Source organism: Rodentibacter caecimuris (assembly GCF_001019715.1).
Taxonomy (GTDB): Bacteria; Pseudomonadota; Gammaproteobacteria; order Enterobacterales; family Pasteurellaceae; genus Rodentibacter; species Rodentibacter caecimuris.
Genome location: NZ_BBXJ01000001.1, coordinates 1,998,821 through 2,014,115 on the forward strand (window position 1 = coordinate 1,998,821; position 15,295 = coordinate 2,014,115).

Here is a 15,295-nt window from a genome sequence, read left to right on the forward strand (position 1 = left end):
AATTATGCTAACAGAAGAAATTAAACAAAAATTATTAAATGGTGCTTATGGTGTTACTAAAAATGGTACTAAAGTTAAGTATATTGGTAAATTAATGGGGAATACAAAATATCCTTTAGTATTTGCAACATATAACAAGAATGGTGATTATGAAAATACAATCTGTTATACAAAAAATTTTACCTATTGTTTAGATTCAGAATTTGTACATGATATTGTAGGTTTATGGCAAGATAAACCAGAACCTTTCAACTTAGAACGAGCATTAACAGGACAAGGTATTCAATACAAAGAAGGTGATACGGACTATCCTTCTCATATTGTTGGCAAATCATATATTACAGATGAGTATTATTTAGAAATTTCAGAAGGTGAATGTGTAAGTATTACTTTAAATGATTTACAAAAAAATTATGTAATGTGGAAAGAGCCTGAAAAATCACAGGCTCAATATAAAGAATTGCCGAAACCAATTACGGAGTTCGGGGATTTAGAAAAGGCTTGGTTTGTTGGATCTATGCCTAGCTGTCTTTTCCCAGCTTATTATTCTTCAAAAAATTTTAATGATTTAGATGTTAAATTACGTTTACAAAATAAGCAGTTATTTGCAACAGAACAACACGCTCAACTTTGGTGCGATGCTTTGAGTGGCAAACTCAAAGTCGCCATCGTTGATTAATCCCTGATTTGCCAATCAAATTCCGTTGTTTTTGATTAACAACGGAGTTTGTTTATCAACAATGAGAGACTAACCGACCGCTTACAGAAATGTGAGCGGTTTTATTTTATGGAGAGAAAATGTTTACCTACGGCTCAATCTGTTCGGGCATTGAGGCGGCAAGTGTAGCGTGGAAAGGATTGGGAAAGCCATTATGGTTTTCTGAAATTGAACCGTTCCCTTGCGCTGTACTTGCTCACCACTTTCCTGATATTCCAAATCTTGGCGATATGACCGCCTTACCTGAAAAAATCCTTAATCGTGAAGTGCCGGCACCGGATGTTCTAGTTGGTGGCACTCCTTGCCAAGCCTTTTCAGTTGCAGGCAAACGGGAAAGTTTAAACGATGACAGAGGGAATTTAACCCTTGCTTTAATTCATATTTTAGAGGCTATTGATTATGTCAGAAACCAAGACGGACAACCACCTTGCATCCTCGTGTGGGAAAACGTACCGGGTGTCTTATCCACTTCGGACAACGCATTCGGATACTTTTTGGCTGGGCTGGTTCAAGAAAGTCAGCCATTACAACCAACAGGGAAACGATGGACAAACTCTGGTTATGTGCATTCAAGAAGAACTGTCGCGTGGCGAACCTTCGATGCTCAATACTTCGGACTTGCCCAACGACGTAAAAGAGTGTTTGTTGTGGCAAGTGCTCGAAGACGAAGTATCGCAGAAATACTCATTGAGCAAAAAAGCGTGTCAGGGGATATTGAACCGAGCAAAATTACGCAACAAAACGCTACCATTGATTTTAGAAAAGGCTCTCTTGCAAGCGGTGAATCAGTAACAGGCACACTACTCGCAAACTGCGGTACTAAATGGCTTGGAAATCAAGAGGCCTTTAGTGGCGACTTCTTTATCGTTAAAAATGGTTTTTCTTCATTTTCTCAGGAAACCATCAGTGGAAAATTGCGTTCTAGTGGTGGAGATTGTGGTGGCGGGAGTGAAACTTTTATTGTTCACGGTACGCAAGACCCGATTATTAGCAATACGACCGCACATTGTTTGGGACGAAATGGCGGGCAGGAAAATATCGTGTTTGATATTGCACATCGTTCCGATGTTGTGAGATTACAGGAATGCGACACAACCCCCACACTGACAGCAAGAATGGGAACAGGCGGTAATAATGTTCCTTGTGTTGCTCTTGCAGGCAATACGATTGGGCAAAAACCTGAAAACGGCGGTAACGGCAATGGTTTTGATGAAAGCGGGGTAAGCTATACCTTAACAAGCACCGATGTTCATGCCGTGACTACAGCTACAGTTATTAGAAAACTTACTCCAATTGAATGTGAACGGCTACAAGGCTTTCCGGATAACTGGACGAAAATCCCGTATCGCAATAAACCTGCGGAAGACTGTCCTGATAGTCCACGCTATAAAGCGATTGGAAACTCAATGGCCGTGCCGGTAATGCGGTGGATTGGAGAAAAGATGATTAATTACTTAAACAAGCCTAGCGAAAGCTAGGTTTTTTATTGGAGCAGAAAATGATAAACCTCAAAGCGAACAATATCAAATTTCACGAAACTGAAATTTTATGTTTCAAGGGTCATAAAAAATCGTGGAATTTCCGGCAAATGAAGAAGATTTATAAACGAGCTTTCGCTGAAATGGCAAATCAAAATCAGTGGCTAACAAATCGTTGGAAGCCTAAACATATCCGCCTTAAGTGGTTGAGATTTGAAGCACAACACGCTCGAAAGTTTGAAAAAGTATTATTACGGCTGATGAAATCAAAGTATTTTTAGGGAGAGAGTATGGAAGAAACCCTAACAATCAAACAGGTTGCAAAATACTTAAACCTTAAAGAAAGAACCGTTCGAAACCATATTTATGATTGGGGATTTTTCAAAATGACAGGTTCTCGCGTTTGGCGTATTCATAAGTCCGATCTTGATCTACTCAAAAAACGATCTGATAATGCTGATAGATTAGCTTTGTCGGTCGAAGAGGTACAACTATGTCGATCTACAAAAGAAACGAAAATGGTCCGTGGTGGGTTGATCTCGCAACCCCAAGCGGTAAAAGAATTAGACGCTCAACTGGCACGACTATAAAAAAGGAAGCGCAACAATATCACGATAGGCTTAAAGCTGAAATGTGGAAAATTGATAAACTTGATGCTCCGCCAGAGTATATTTTTGAAGAAGCATTACTGCATTATGTGCGCTCTGCTGAAGGTCAAAAAGATACTGCAACTAAAAAACGGCACGCCATCTACTGGCGTAGCAAATTCTCAGGACGAGTATTAAGCTCTTTAACAACACAGGAAATTTTACAACATATTCCCACCAAGAATATGAACACTAAAAAACCTCTTGCTAATGCTACCCAAAACAAATATATCAAATCTATTTCTTTGATCTTGAATCTTGCACATAAAGCGGGGATACTAGACAAAGTGCCCTATATCCCTAAGAAAAAAGAGCCGCCAATCCGAGTGCGTTGGATCACTAAAGAACAAGCACGAGAATTAATTGGCAAACTTAGCCAAGATTGGATGCGAGCAATATGCTCATTTGCTTTAATGACAGGAGCAAGGCGTACCGAAATCCTCACTTTAACATGGGATAAAATCGACTTCGTGCGTAAAGTAGCATTGGTTACTAACGATGTCGCTAAGTCTGGAAAAGCTCGCTCATTATTACTCAATGATGAAGCCATCACCTTACTTAAATCCATTCGTAACAGGCATTCCAAATATGTGTTTGTCGGTAGAAACAGTAATCCGCTAACGGATATCAACCGAAAGTCTTTCACGCTAGCAACGAAAAAATGCTTTCTAGTTGATTTCCATTTCCACGATTTGCGGCATACTTGGGCAAGCTGGCACGTTCAAGCAGGTACACCGCTATTCACGCTCAAAGAATTAGGCGGTTGGGAAACTCTCGAAATGGTCAAGAAATATGCTCATTTGAATGCGGATCATTTGTTGGAACACGCAAACAAAGTAGAATTTCACGGCACATTTACGACACACCCAAAGCCTAAGACACATTTAAAACTTGTTGCGTAACATATAACTTTTTGAAAAATAAGACTTTTAATGGCACGCCCTAAAGGATTCGAACCTTTGACCCACGCCTTAGAAGGGCGTTGCTCTATCCAGCTGAGCTAAGGGCGCATGTTAAGGATGGTATCTTTTTTATGAAGTTCCAAGAGAAATATAAAAGAAATGGTCGGCGAGATAGGATTTGAACCTACGACCCACTGGTCCCAAACCAGTTGCGCTACCAAGCTGCGCTACTCGCCGATAAGTGTGCCTAATTATAGTGAGGTTTCTTATTCAGTCAATCAATTTTTATTATTTTTGTATTTGACTGCTCAAAATTATTTCAATTTCCCCATGCAGCATATTTGATTTTGTAAATTTCCCATTGTTAGATAAAATAGCAAACGTTTACGTTTCCATTATTAAGGACTTTTAATGACAGCACAAATTATCTCGGGAACTCAGCTTTCTAAGCAGATAAAATCTGAAATTTCAAAAAAAATTACCCACTATCGCAATGAAGATAAACGCGTTCCCGGACTTGCCGTTATTCTCGTTGGCTCAGATCCCGCCTCTCAAGTTTATGTGGAAAGTAAACGTCGCAGTTGTGAGGAAGTCGGGATTAATTCTAAATCTTATGATTTGCCGGAAACCACAACCGAACAGGATTTGCTTGATTTAATCGACCAATTAAATACCGATGAAACCATTGATGGTATTTTGGTACAGCTTCCCCTTCCAAAACAAATCAATCCAGAAGCCATTATTGAACGTATTGATCCGAGAAAAGATGTGGATGGTTTTCATCCTTATAATGTCGGGCGTTTATGCCAGCGAATCCCAACCCTACGTGCTTGTACACCCTATGGCGTAATGAAATTGTTAGAAACAACCGGCGTTGATTTACACGGTAAACATGCGGTTATCGTTGGTGCCTCAAATATTGTGGGTCGCCCAATGTCTTTGGAATTATTACTTGCCGGTGCAACGGTTACGGTTACTCACCGTTTTACAAAAGATCTGGAAAGCCATGTACGCCAAGCCGATATTTTGGTTGTCGCGGTTGGTAAACCTAACCTTGTACCGGGTGAATGGGTAAAAGAAGGGGCTGTTGTCATTGATGTCGGTATTAACCGAATTGAAGGAAAATTAGTGGGTGATATTGGATTTGAAGCCGCAGCCCAAAAGGCAAGCTACATTACACCGGTTCCCGGGGGCGTAGGTCCAATGACAGTCGCAATGTTGATGTATAACACACTATACGCTTACGAGCATAATAATTGAGTGTAATAAAAAAGTGCGGTTATTTTTGACCGCACTTTTGCTTTGGGATCAATGTAATTTCAATCTCGGTTTTAAATAGCGATTAATTTTATCCACCAAAATAATCAATCCAATTTTAGTACAGCCATGTAATGCGTGTTGGTGCATACGATAAAGTGATACATAAGCAAATTGGGCAAATTTACCGTGCACGGTTAATGGATTCTTACCAAATTTATTGGTTAAACTCCCCAACGCCGTAAAACTGGAAAGCGATACTAAAGTGCCTTTATCATTGTATTTAAACGCTTTCATCGGTTTATTATCAAAGATGGCAAAAATATTTTTTGCACAAGCCTTTGCCATTTGGTGGGCGGCTTGAGCACGTGGGGGAACTAACGTGCCGTTGCTCTGAGTCAATGCCGCACAGTCTCCAATAGCAAAAATACTCTCGTCCACTGTGGTTTGTAGCGTATCTTTCACCACTAATTGATTAGTGCGGTTAATCTCTAAACCGTCAAAATTGTGGGTTACTTTTGAAGTACGCACCCCTGCCGCCCAAACAATTAAATCGGCTTTGATTTCCTCGCCGTCTTTTGTAATTAAAGTATTAGGTCGCGCTTCAGTGATCATCGTGCCGAGTTTGACATTCGCCCCCATATCCTTTAATTCGTCTAAAACGGCCACAGACAAATCTTCCGGTAATGCCGGTAATAAACGAGGGCCGGCTTCAACTAAGGTTACCTGCAAACAAGAATTATCAATTTTGCCATAGCCGTAAGAAGATAAATCTTCAGTAGCATGATAAAGCTCCGCCGTCAATTCCACACCTGTCGCCCCACCACCGACAATGGCAATATTGACTTTATGTTCATCAACCAATTTTTGTTTAAATTCTGCCTCGCCAATATCATCCAATGCACGGTTTTCAGAGAATTTCAAAAAGAGTTCCAACACTTTTCGCTGGAAGCGTAATGCTTGCTCGGAACTATCCAAGAAAATACAGTTTTCCGCCACGCCTTTAGTGTTAAAATCATTGGATTTACTGCCAATAGCCAAAACTAAATAATCATAAGGAATGCGGCGTGCAATCACCAATATATCCCCTTCTTGACCATAAATAGGTGCCAGTTCCACATACTTTTGTTCACGGTTAATACGGGTAATCGAGCCTTGTTCAAAGCTGAAATGATGATTTTTACCATGCGCACGGTAGCTTAAAGAATCAATACCGTCATCCATCACGCCAGTTGCAATTTCGTGTAATAAGGGTTTCCAAAGGTGGGTGGCATTGCGATCCACAAGCGTTATTTTGGCTTTTCCTTTGCGACCAAGTTTATTCCCCAAAAAAGTCGCCAGTTCAACACCGCCGGCACCGCCGCCAACGACTACGACGTTCTTCATATTGCTCTCCTAAATAAAATATTGTTAAAAATGTTAAATCTTTGTAATGATAACATAACTAAATAAATGATAAGAAAAACTTTCACGAAAATGACCGCACTTACCGATGGCAACGTTCATAAAGAGGTTGTAATCCCCGAATGGTATTTACAGTAAAAGTCACAGTATCCATATTTTGCAATGCGTTTTTTTCAATATTGTGACCGATACACCAAAAATCCTTACCGGAATGTAGCAATAAATCTTTTGTCTCTAGTTGATTAACCTGACGAAAATCGTTGTACTCACTTTCATCGCCACGCCATACATCCCAATGGGAAAAAGCGTTAAAATCAAACTCATCCAGCCATTGATTGTATTGTTGCAAGTTAATTTGCGAACGATCCGCACGGTAGCAATGCCAGTCTAAGCTCACCGATAAACGGCGCCGATTTAACAAAACCGAAAAAATTGCCGCCGAATTTTGATTGAATTCATATTTAAAATAGGCAAAAAAATGCGCTCTGACCTGCCAACCGTTTGTCCAACTTTCGATATGGGGTTTTGCAAAAGGCGTACCAAGTTGTTTCGCCACCTCTTGAATAATGGCTTTCCAATTATCCCAATGGCGTTTGTAATTAGCTTTAATTGAGGGAATGTCTTCTGGACAGAATTTTTTCATTTGTGCAAATTGATAAAAAGGAATATCAAAAAGCTCGCACGATTCGGCTGTGAGAGAAAGCATTTATTGCTCCTTAAAAAATACGGTAATTTTTAACCGCACTTTGTGTAAAGCATTGTTTGTCTTCCCAACGTATCATCGTCATTCTATTGTTCCACACACAGCCTGTATCCAACGCATAAATACCGTTTGGTGTCGGCTCGTCCACTAAACTTGCCCAATGGCCGAAAATAATCGGAATTTCTTGATAAATAGGATTATTTAAGTTAAACCAAGGTGTGAGTTCCGGCGGTGCATCTTTCAGTGGCAATTTACAGGCAAAATCAAGTCGATGATCCCAATAGCAAAAACGCATACGGGTAAAAACATTAATGATATAGCGAAGGCGATCGAGCCCTTGTAATTCGGGCGACCAACGATCCGGTTGTTCTGCATACATATTTTCCAGTAAATAACGAATATCACCTTGTCTTAAGACACTTTCCACTTCCTTTGCACAAGCTTTCGCCGTCGCCAGATCCCAATCAGGTGAAATACCGGCGTGACACATCACAAAATGTTGTTTTTCATTGTGTACAAGCAAAGGTTGATGACATAGCCAGTCAATCAGCTCATCAAAATCAGCAGCTTGAAAGAGCGCCTCTAACCGATCCTTTGATTTCACTTTTTTAATGCCAAGAGCGGTGGAAATTAAATGTAAATCATGATTACCCAACACTGTTTGTGCGGCACTGCCCAAGGATTTCACAAAACGCAAACATTCCAGCGATTTATCTCCCCTCGCCACTAAATCTCCGACAAGATATAATTTATCCTGCGTAGGCTCAAACGCCACTTTTTCCAGCAAAAGTTGCAATTCATCATAACAGCCGTGCAGATCGCCTACAAAATATGTCGCCATTTTTAACCGCTCTTTAATTAATCATCCCTATCAATAATTTCCGGCTTATTCGTTTCTTCCGGTGGATTATCCGCCAACCAATTCGCTAACCGAGCATAATCGGCAATAGAAAGATTTTCCGCACGTGCATTTAAATCAATCCCAAGTGCGGTCAAATTTTCTGCCGAAAATAAGGTGGATAACGCATTACGCAAGGTTTTGCGGCGTTGATTAAAAGCTTGTGAACATACTCTATTCAACCAATATAAATCTTTCACCGGATGTGGCAACACTTGATGAGGAATTAAACGCACTACGGCCGAATCCACTTTTGGTGCAGGTTTAAAAGCTGTAGGTGGCACTTCCAACACCGGCATCACTTGACAAAAATACTGTGCCATAATGGTTAAACGCCCGTAAGCCTTGCTATTCGGTGCAGCACATAAACGTTTTACCACCTCTTTTTGCAACATAAAGTGCATGTCTTGAATAATGTGATGATATTTAAAAAGGTGGAACATCAAAGGCGTAGAAATGTTATAGGGTAAGTTTCCAAAGATACGTAATTTCCGCCCAGCCTCGGCTAAATTTTCTTGACGATAAAGTTCGCCAAAATCAAATTGCATCGCATCATTTTCGATTACAGTGATTTTATGATGTAGAAACGGGTGGTGGCGCAGACGTTCCGCCAGATCGCGATCCAACTCCACTACGGTTAAATGCTCGATTTGTTCGGCGACCGGCTCGGTTAATGCCCCAAGTCCAGGCCCGATCTCCAATAAAAATTGATCCTTTTGCGGATAAATCGCCGCAACAATATTCTGAATGACATTGCTATCGTGCAAAAAGTTTTGCCCGAAACGTTTGCGGGCGGTATGCCCTAAGTGTTTTTTGGAACTCATAGTCTTCTATCTTTTATCAAATTGCGGTTATTATAGAGCGTGATTTGGGTTTGTAAATCATTGAACTATTGAATCCTCCCCTACACAAAGAGATTATTTTTTCAACACAATTTGATTTTCCCTTTCACCTCAACGCAAAAACGGCTATAATCCGGCCGTTTTTCTTAAATTCCCGCAGAAAGTGCGGTTAAAAATTAGTTATTTTTTAGAGGATACAATGGCAAAAGAAGATAGTATCGAAATGCAAGGTACCATTTTAGAAACGTTACCGAATACCATGTTTCGTGTAGAATTAGAAAACGGTCATGTGGTGACTGCTCACATTTCCGGCAAAATGCGTAAAAACTATATTCGTATTTTAACCGGTGATAAAGTTACGGTAGAAATGACTCCTTATGATCTCAGTAAAGGTCGTATCGTTTTCCGTAGTCGATAATTTTAGACAAAAGAAGAAAGCCGATATAAATTATCGGTTTTTTATTGCCTAAAAAAACTGCAAATCAGTTGCAAAAAACAAAAATTTCGATATAATCCGCAACCCTTAGTCACATTCAATTTTTCGTTCCTTGCCTTTGCAGATTGGTGACTAATCTACGTCAAAGGCTGATTAACCCGTAAGGAGCAGTAATGCGTCACTACGAAATCGTGTTTATGGTTCATCCGGACCAAAGCGAGCAAGTACCAGGTATGATTGAACGTTACACAGGTTCTGTTAAAGAAGCCGGTGGTCAGGTTCATCGCCTAGAAGATTGGGGTCGCCGTCAATTAGCATACCCAATCAACAAATTACACAAAGCACATTATGTGCTTATGAATGTAGAAGCGCCTCAACAAGTCATCGACGAGCTAGAAACGACTTTCCGTTATAACGATGCTGTATTACGCAGTCTTGTTATTCATACTAAGCACGCCGTAACAGAAGCGTCCCCAATGGTTAAAGCAAAAGATGATCGTAAAGCTTTAGCTGAAGTTGAAAACAACGATTTTGAGGATGCTGAAGAGTAATTCAAACATTGATAATCGCTTTTCTTTGATTGGCACAGTGTGCCAACTACCAAAGCGACATAAAAGCCCTAATGGTATTGAGCATTGCCGATTTTGGTTGGAACATCGTTCCGAACAGATTGAAAGCGGTTTATCTCGCCAAGCGTGGTTAAAAATGCCCATTCAAATTAGTGGCAATCAATTAGTAGAAAAAACTCAAAGCATTACGGTCGGCAATCAACTATTGGTTGTGGGTTTCATCACCTCACATAAAACTGTAAACGGTTTAAACCAGCTAGTTTTACATGCCGAGCAAATCGAATTTATAGATTAGGAGACAGCCAAATGGCACGTTATTTCCGTCGTCGTAAGTTCTGCCGTTTCACTGCGGAAAATGTTGTGGAAATCGATTACAAAGATATCGCTACATTAAAGAACTACATTTCTGAAAGCGGCAAAATTGTACCAAGCCGTATTACTGGTACTCGTGCGAAGTACCAACGTCAATTAGCCCGTGCAATCAAACGCGCGCGTTATTTAGCGTTATTACCTTACTCTGATGCACATCATCACTAAGAAGGAGAAGGTCAAATGCAAGTTATTCTTTTAGATAAAATTGCTCACCTAGGTAACGTAGGTGATCAAGTAGATGTTAAGTCAGGTTTTGCACGTAACTTCTTAATCCCACAAGGTAAAGCGGTTATGGCAACTAAAGCAAACATCGAACACTTTGAAGCACGTCGTGCTGAGTTAGAAGAAAAAGCAGCTAAGTCACTAGCGGCGGCAGTCGACCGCGCAGAGCGTTTAGAAGCGTTAGAAAAAGTCACTATCGCATCTAAAGCCGGTGATGAAGGTCGTTTATTCGGTTCTATCACTACCCGTGATGTAGCTGAAGCAGTTACTTCTGCTGGCGTTGAAGTAGCGAAAAGCGAAGTTCGTTTACCAAACGGTCCAATTCGTACCCTTGGTGAGCACGATGTTCGTTTCCAACTTCACGGTGAAGTGTTTGCATCATTAAACATCGTTATTGTTGCGGAATAATTTATCCGTAAACAAAAACCCGACTTCTGTCGGGTTTTTTATTGCGAAGTTCAGTAAAAGTGCGGTCAAAAATTTCGCATTTTTCCATTTATTTTATTGCTGAAGGCAAAGTACCTCGTTCGACAATGACTCCTACACCATGAGCCTGTGCCACGGCTTTAGGCTTACTTAATTTCAAACGCAGCCATGGAATAGAAAAACGTTTTTGTAATTGTTCGGCAACCTCATAGGCAACACGCTCAACAAGTAAAAAGGGCTTTGCCTGCACATAATCCAAAACAAATCGGCTAACTTCCGCATAATTAAGACAATATTGCACATCATCGGTTTCTGCTGCCTTTTTACAATCCCAGGCCATTTCAATATCAAACACTAATTTTTGTTGAATTTGCTGTTCCCAATCATAGACACCAATTTGGGCAAATGCCGTTAATTCTTCAATAAAAATACGATCCATATCAGATTCCTCTAAAATTATAGTAGGCGTATGCTAGCAAGTTTAGGTAAAATAGCGAGGAAATTTTATCATTCCGGGGGATTAAATGAGCCTATTCGCTATTATTTACATGATTTTTGCCTATCTCTTAGGATCGATTTCCAGTGCAATCTTAATTTGTAAAGTAGCGGGCTTACCCGATCCCCGTCAATACGGTTCTCACAATCCCGGGGCAACAAATGTATTTCGTATCGGTGGACGCTGGGCCGCACTTGCCGTACTCATTTTTGATATTTTAAAAGGTATGTTACCGGTTTGGGCAGGTTATTACCTAGGATTAACTCAATTTGAGCTAGGTATGGTCGCTCTCGGAGCCTGTTTGGGACATATTTTTCCTATTTTTTTTCGATTTAAAGGCGGAAAAGGAGTTGCTACGGCATTTGGCGCAATTGCACCAATTGCATGGGCAGTAGCAGGATCGATTTTTGGTACTTGGTTTATCGTTTTCTTAGTCAGTGGTTATTCTTCTTTAAGCGCAGTCGTTACTGCATTACTGGCACCTTTTTATGTCTGGTGGTTTAAACCTGAATTTACTTTCCCTGTGGCGTTGGTGAGCTGTTTATTGATTTACCGCCATCATGATAACATTCAACGCTTATGGCGTGGGCAAGAAGACAAAATATGGTCAAAATTAAAGAAAAATAAAGGGACTATTCCAGATAACTAACAAATTTCCCATTTAGGATAAAACGTTCTAATGAGGAAAAGTTATTCAAGTCAGCACAAACAACATTACCTTCATAGAGCATCTTCCAGTTGGGTCTACTTAGCCTAACTGTCGCTGAACTCGTGAATTTAAACAAAATACCCCCGTATTTTATTTCCATCGTTTACATCTTGCTCATTTAAAAAAATCCTCATTTAGATGTCTTATAGTGAAACTGAAGCCGATGAAAGCTACATTTCGGTAACACTAGCAAAGGCCAACAAGGGCGAGTAGGTAAAGTTGCGATGTTTGTGCTTATCAAACGTAATGATAAGATTTAGACCGTTACCGTACCGAATACACAAGCAGTAACATTATTACCGATTATTCGAGAGAAAGAACCCGACTGTATTTTTTACACCAATACTTATCGTAATAATGATATCTTTGATGCAAACGAATTTAATCGCAGGGACATAAAGTCCCAGATTTCAATTTTAAAACTGTTAATTAAGAATGACTTATCCTAGCTATCTAGGACAGACTCACAATAAAGTAGGATATATTTTTGACGATTAATAGCCCCATCTCCCGCTTATTTTATATATTGAGACAACCCCAATGAAGTCTGCACATCGGATTTAATCTTCCGGTAGCGCATTGAGTACGGCTTTGACTAATGTTGCCAACGGAATGGCAAAAAATACGCCCCAAAATCCCCATAGACCGCCAAAAATGAGGACGGAAATAATGATAATTAAAGGGTGTAAATTCACTGCTTCAGAGAATAAATAAGGGACTAATAAATTTCCGTCCAGTAACTGGCTCACGGCAAAGGCGATAATGATATACCAGAAAGTCGGGCTAATACCGAATTGAAACAAAGCAACAAGCGCTACAGGAATAGTCACTAGAACGGCGCCAATGTAAGGTACTAATACGGAAAGTCCTACGGCAAAGGCCAATAAGAGCGGATAATTTAAGCCGAAAATTAGGAAAATAACGTAAGTTACCAAAGTGACAATTAAAATTTCTAATAATTTTCCGTGAATATAATTGGCAATTTGTTGTTGCATTTCCGTCCATACTTTGAAAGCGAGGTTGCGATTACGTGGTAGAAAACGGCTCACACCTTGTAAAAGTTCGCTTTTATCCTTCAACATAAAAAACATCATTAATGGTACTAAGAACGCATAAATACCAAGTGAAACCAAGTTCATTATAGAGGCAAGCGAAAGTTTGACGGCTGACTCACCAAAACCGAGGATTTTTTCCCGTACAGAATTAAAAATGGCATCTACCATGGAATAATCGATCAGTTCCGGATAATGCTCCGGCAGGCTAAGTAGCCATTCATTCAGTTTATTGAACATTGCCGGTAAATCGCTTAATAAAGAAACGGTTTGATTCCATAACATCGGCACTAACACAAGGAAAAAAATGGTTGCTACGCCAATGAAACTGCCAAAGATAATCACCGTTGCTAACATTCGTGGAAATTTCAAATGATTTGTCAAAAAGTGAATTGGCATTTCTAACAAATAGGCAAGTACAACCGCAATGAGAAATGGTGCAATTAAATTTCCGAAAAAATAAATCGCAACAAAACCAAAAAGCAAAATAGCCAATAGCCCCATTGCTTGCGGATCGCCTAAACGGCGTGCATACCAGCTTTTCAACATTTCTAACATTATCAACATCCAAAGTGAGCATTTTCCAGCATTATAAGTTAAAATTTCTTTCAATTATAGCCAGCTAAAGGAAATTCTATGTCAGTTATTATTTATCACAATCCTCGTTGCTCCAAAAGCCAGGAAACGTTAGCGTTAATAGAAGAAAAAGGTATTCAGCCAAACATTGAACTTTATTTACAAAAACAATATTCCGTTGCCGAACTGCAACAACTTGCGAATAAATTAAACATCACGGATATTCGCCAAATGATGCGGGTGAAAGATGAGCTTTATCAATCCTTAAATCTTGCTAATTCGGCATTGACGAATGCCGATTTATTGACGGCGATAAGTGAGCATTCCGCTTTGCTTGAACGCCCGATAGTGGTGAATGGTGACAAAGCAAAAATCGGGCGACCACCGGAAAGTGTTCTTGATATTTTGTAATTTTAAGGTTTACCCGTATAATACAGCAGCCGTGAAAATGTCTTCACGGCTTTTTTAAGGAAAAATGATGGCAAAGAAACAAAAAAGTGCGGTTGAAAATCAAACCGTTTATCGGCACACAAGAGGTGTCGTAAAAGATAATGCGATCATGGCATTATTACATGACAAATTATTCCGTCAGCGTATTGAGAAAAAACGTAAAGGAAAAGGCAGTTACCAACGCAAAGCAAAGCATGTAGGGAAACGTTTTGAAAAACCCGATTATAAATTTTTTGATTTCAGAAACTTTATAATCGGGTTTTTCTTAAAGTAATCGGCGTAACGAGAGGTAAAATATGTCAAATAAAACAGAAACATTATTCAATACAACATGGAATGTGCGCATTAGTGATCCGGGTGAAGAAGGTGCGCACAGCCATTTTTTTGAAACCGTTTATTTAACCCTTACTGCACATTTTGAAGAAAATGGGATTCGCTATGAATTTGTCCGCAGAGTAGAAGATCAAGTCAAAGTACAACGTTCATTTACAGAATTAAACGAACTGTTCAAATTTCTCGGCGATTATTTAGATGCGGTTTCTCTCGGCGTGCTAGGAGTGAAAATTGGCAATTTAGGGGTAAAAGCCGAATAATTTAAAAGTGAAAGTGCGGTTGAAATTAACCGCACTTTTAATTATCAGGTAACATCTGAGCATAAAAATATACGCTATACATATGTAATCAAAAAGATTAAGCAGTGAGCAAAATAAAATCCACCTATAATGAATAAGGCTGACAAGCAAAAATTCAACATATAGAAGGATAAGTCATGGCCAGTAAATCCAATGACGATTCAGGTCTATCACACACAAGATGGAACTGTAAGTATCATATAATCTTTATCCCGAAGTATCGAAGACAGGTAATTTATGGAAAATTGCGAGTAGATATTGGAGGAATATTAAGACAGTTGTGTAGTTATAAAGAAGTCGAAATTCTAGAGGTTCACGCAATAAAAGAGAATATTCATATGTTTTTGAAGATTCCCCCCAAATTGGCAGTATCAAGTTTTATGGGATAGTTTGCGGCTAAGAGACAGTCTTTATGGTAAAAACGACGGATTTTTAAGATAGTTTCCATGCAAAGCATACTAGGTTATTCTCTGTTTAAGTAGCAAGGCATTTATAAAAAGACACAG

General features: G+C 39.6%; 20 protein-coding genes, 2 tRNA genes and 1 pseudogene. 15 read left to right on the forward strand and 8 right to left on the reverse strand.

The genetic code is table 11. From position 1 onward, the window contains the following. The first annotated feature begins 4 nt into the window (after positions 1-4). From PNEUHYL_RS09875 to PNEUHYL_RS09895, 4 genes are all read left to right on the forward strand, one after another. The gene (locus PNEUHYL_RS09875; protein WP_059367768.1) at positions 5-679 is read left to right on the forward strand and encodes a hypothetical protein; all 675 of its coding nucleotides are present in this window, start codon (positions 5-7) and stop codon (positions 677-679) included. Positions 680-798: 119 nt separating this feature from the next. Next, positions 799-2,196, forward strand: a complete 1,398-nt coding sequence (locus PNEUHYL_RS09880; RefSeq protein ID WP_059367772.1) for a DNA cytosine methyltransferase — start codon at positions 799-801, stop codon at positions 2,194-2,196. Positions 2,197-2,486: 290 nt separating this feature from the next. Continuing rightward, positions 2,487-2,786 carry a helix-turn-helix domain-containing protein gene (locus PNEUHYL_RS09890; protein ID WP_059367778.1) on the forward strand — a complete coding sequence of 100 codons (300 nt, stop codon included), beginning with the start codon at positions 2,487-2,489 and terminating at the stop codon, positions 2,784-2,786. Continuing rightward, positions 2,690-3,745: a tyrosine-type recombinase/integrase gene (locus tag PNEUHYL_RS09895; protein ID WP_059367781.1), complete on the forward strand. Its 1,056-nt coding sequence runs from the start codon at positions 2,690-2,692 to the stop codon at positions 3,743-3,745. Before PNEUHYL_RS09890 ends, PNEUHYL_RS09895 begins: the two co-directional genes overlap by 97 nt. A 31-nt stretch (positions 3,746-3,776) precedes the next feature. On the opposite strand, the gene PNEUHYL_RS09900 is transcribed toward PNEUHYL_RS09895, so the two are convergent. Continuing rightward, positions 3,777-3,853 (reverse strand) — tRNA-Arg (locus tag PNEUHYL_RS09900). 52 nt (positions 3,854-3,905) lie between these two features. After that, a tRNA-Pro gene (locus PNEUHYL_RS09905) sits at positions 3,906-3,982 on the reverse strand. Positions 3,983-4,156: 174 nt separating this feature from the next. Between PNEUHYL_RS09905 and folD the strand changes: the two genes are divergently transcribed. Further along, the gene (gene folD / locus PNEUHYL_RS09910; protein WP_059367785.1) at positions 4,157-5,005 is read left to right on the forward strand and encodes a bifunctional methylenetetrahydrofolate dehydrogenase/methenyltetrahydrofolate cyclohydrolase FolD; all 849 of its coding nucleotides are present in this window, start codon (positions 4,157-4,159) and stop codon (positions 5,003-5,005) included. A 48-nt stretch (positions 5,006-5,053) separates the two neighbouring features. On the opposite strand, the gene PNEUHYL_RS09915 is transcribed toward folD, so the two are convergent. From PNEUHYL_RS09915 to rsmA, 4 genes are all read right to left on the reverse strand, one after another. Next, entirely contained in the window at positions 5,054-6,388 is a 1,335-nt protein-coding gene (locus PNEUHYL_RS09915) for an NAD(P)/FAD-dependent oxidoreductase (protein ID WP_059367789.1), read from the reverse strand. 100 nt (positions 6,389-6,488) lie between these two features. Beyond that, the gene (locus PNEUHYL_RS09920; protein ID WP_059367794.1) at positions 6,489-7,112 is read right to left on the reverse strand and encodes an HI_0552 family protein; all 624 of its coding nucleotides are present in this window, start codon (positions 7,110-7,112) and stop codon (positions 6,489-6,491) included. A 10-nt stretch (positions 7,113-7,122) separates the two neighbouring features. Continuing rightward, positions 7,123-7,950 (reverse strand): bis(5'-nucleosyl)-tetraphosphatase (symmetrical) ApaH, encoded by an 828-nt coding sequence (apaH, locus tag PNEUHYL_RS09925; RefSeq protein ID WP_059367797.1) that lies wholly within the window; start codon positions 7,948-7,950, stop codon positions 7,123-7,125. Positions 7,951-7,967: 17 nt separating this feature from the next. Further along, the gene (gene rsmA / locus PNEUHYL_RS09930) at positions 7,968-8,831 is read right to left on the reverse strand and encodes a 16S rRNA (adenine(1518)-N(6)/adenine(1519)-N(6))-dimethyltransferase RsmA (RefSeq protein WP_059367798.1); all 864 of its coding nucleotides are present in this window, start codon (positions 8,829-8,831) and stop codon (positions 7,968-7,970) included. Between the two features lie 217 nt (positions 8,832-9,048). On the opposite strand from rsmA, the gene infA reads away from it, so the two are divergent. The 5 genes from infA to rplI all read left to right on the forward strand — a co-directional run bounded on the left by infA (position 9,049) and on the right by rplI (position 10,856). Then, positions 9,049-9,267 (forward strand): translation initiation factor IF-1, encoded by a 219-nt coding sequence (gene infA, locus PNEUHYL_RS09935; protein WP_013746899.1) that lies wholly within the window; start codon positions 9,049-9,051, stop codon positions 9,265-9,267. Positions 9,268-9,458: 191 nt separating this feature from the next. Next, positions 9,459-9,836, forward strand: a complete 378-nt coding sequence (gene rpsF / locus PNEUHYL_RS09940; protein WP_059367800.1) for a 30S ribosomal protein S6 — start codon at positions 9,459-9,461, stop codon at positions 9,834-9,836. Then, positions 9,823-10,149, forward strand: coding sequence for a primosomal replication protein N (gene priB, locus PNEUHYL_RS09945; RefSeq protein ID WP_059367802.1), 327 nt, complete (start codon positions 9,823-9,825; stop codon positions 10,147-10,149). Before rpsF ends, priB begins: the two co-directional genes overlap by 14 nt. An 11-nt stretch (positions 10,150-10,160) precedes the next feature. Continuing rightward, entirely contained in the window at positions 10,161-10,391 is a 231-nt protein-coding gene (gene rpsR / locus PNEUHYL_RS09950) for a 30S ribosomal protein S18 (RefSeq protein ID WP_018355466.1), read from the forward strand. A 15-nt stretch (positions 10,392-10,406) separates the two neighbouring features. Continuing rightward, a complete protein-coding gene (gene rplI, locus PNEUHYL_RS09955) occupies positions 10,407-10,856 on the forward strand; it encodes a 50S ribosomal protein L9 (protein ID WP_059367804.1) in 450 nt (149 codons plus the stop codon). Positions 10,857-10,944: 88 nt separating this feature from the next. Here rplI and folB read toward each other — a convergent pair whose 3' ends face one another. Then, complete coding sequence (gene folB, locus PNEUHYL_RS09960) at positions 10,945-11,313, reverse strand: dihydroneopterin aldolase (protein WP_059367805.1); 369 nt, start codon at positions 11,311-11,313, stop codon at positions 10,945-10,947. 85 nt (positions 11,314-11,398) lie between these two features. Here folB and plsY point away from each other — a divergent pair, with 85 nt between their 5' ends. Next, positions 11,399-12,019 carry a glycerol-3-phosphate 1-O-acyltransferase PlsY gene (plsY, locus tag PNEUHYL_RS09965; RefSeq protein ID WP_059367806.1) on the forward strand — a complete coding sequence of 207 codons (621 nt, stop codon included), beginning with the start codon at positions 11,399-11,401 and terminating at the stop codon, positions 12,017-12,019. 620 nt (positions 12,020-12,639) lie between these two features. Here plsY and PNEUHYL_RS09975 read toward each other — a convergent pair. Further along, positions 12,640-13,689: an AI-2E family transporter gene (locus tag PNEUHYL_RS09975; RefSeq protein ID WP_059367808.1), complete on the reverse strand. Its 1,050-nt coding sequence runs from the start codon at positions 13,687-13,689 to the stop codon at positions 12,640-12,642. A 78-nt stretch (positions 13,690-13,767) separates the two neighbouring features. Here PNEUHYL_RS09975 and arsC point away from each other — a divergent pair, with 78 nt between their 5' ends. From arsC to tnpA, 4 genes and pseudogenes are all read left to right on the forward strand, one after another. Next, a complete protein-coding gene (gene arsC / locus PNEUHYL_RS09980; RefSeq protein ID WP_059367812.1) occupies positions 13,768-14,118 on the forward strand; it encodes an arsenate reductase (glutaredoxin) in 351 nt (116 codons plus the stop codon). A 67-nt stretch (positions 14,119-14,185) separates the two neighbouring features. Beyond that, entirely contained in the window at positions 14,186-14,431 is a 246-nt protein-coding gene (locus PNEUHYL_RS09985) for an alternative ribosome-rescue factor A (protein ID WP_059367814.1), read from the forward strand. A 22-nt stretch (positions 14,432-14,453) separates the two neighbouring features. Next, on the forward strand, positions 14,454-14,750 hold the full coding sequence (locus PNEUHYL_RS09990; RefSeq protein WP_059367815.1) for a DUF5377 family protein: 297 nt from the start codon (positions 14,454-14,456) through the stop codon (positions 14,748-14,750). 176 nt (positions 14,751-14,926) lie between these two features. Then, a pseudogene (tnpA, locus tag PNEUHYL_RS09995) lies at positions 14,927-15,175 on the forward strand (IS200/IS605 family transposase); the annotation flags it as partial. Between the last annotated feature and the right edge of the window lie 120 nt (positions 15,176-15,295).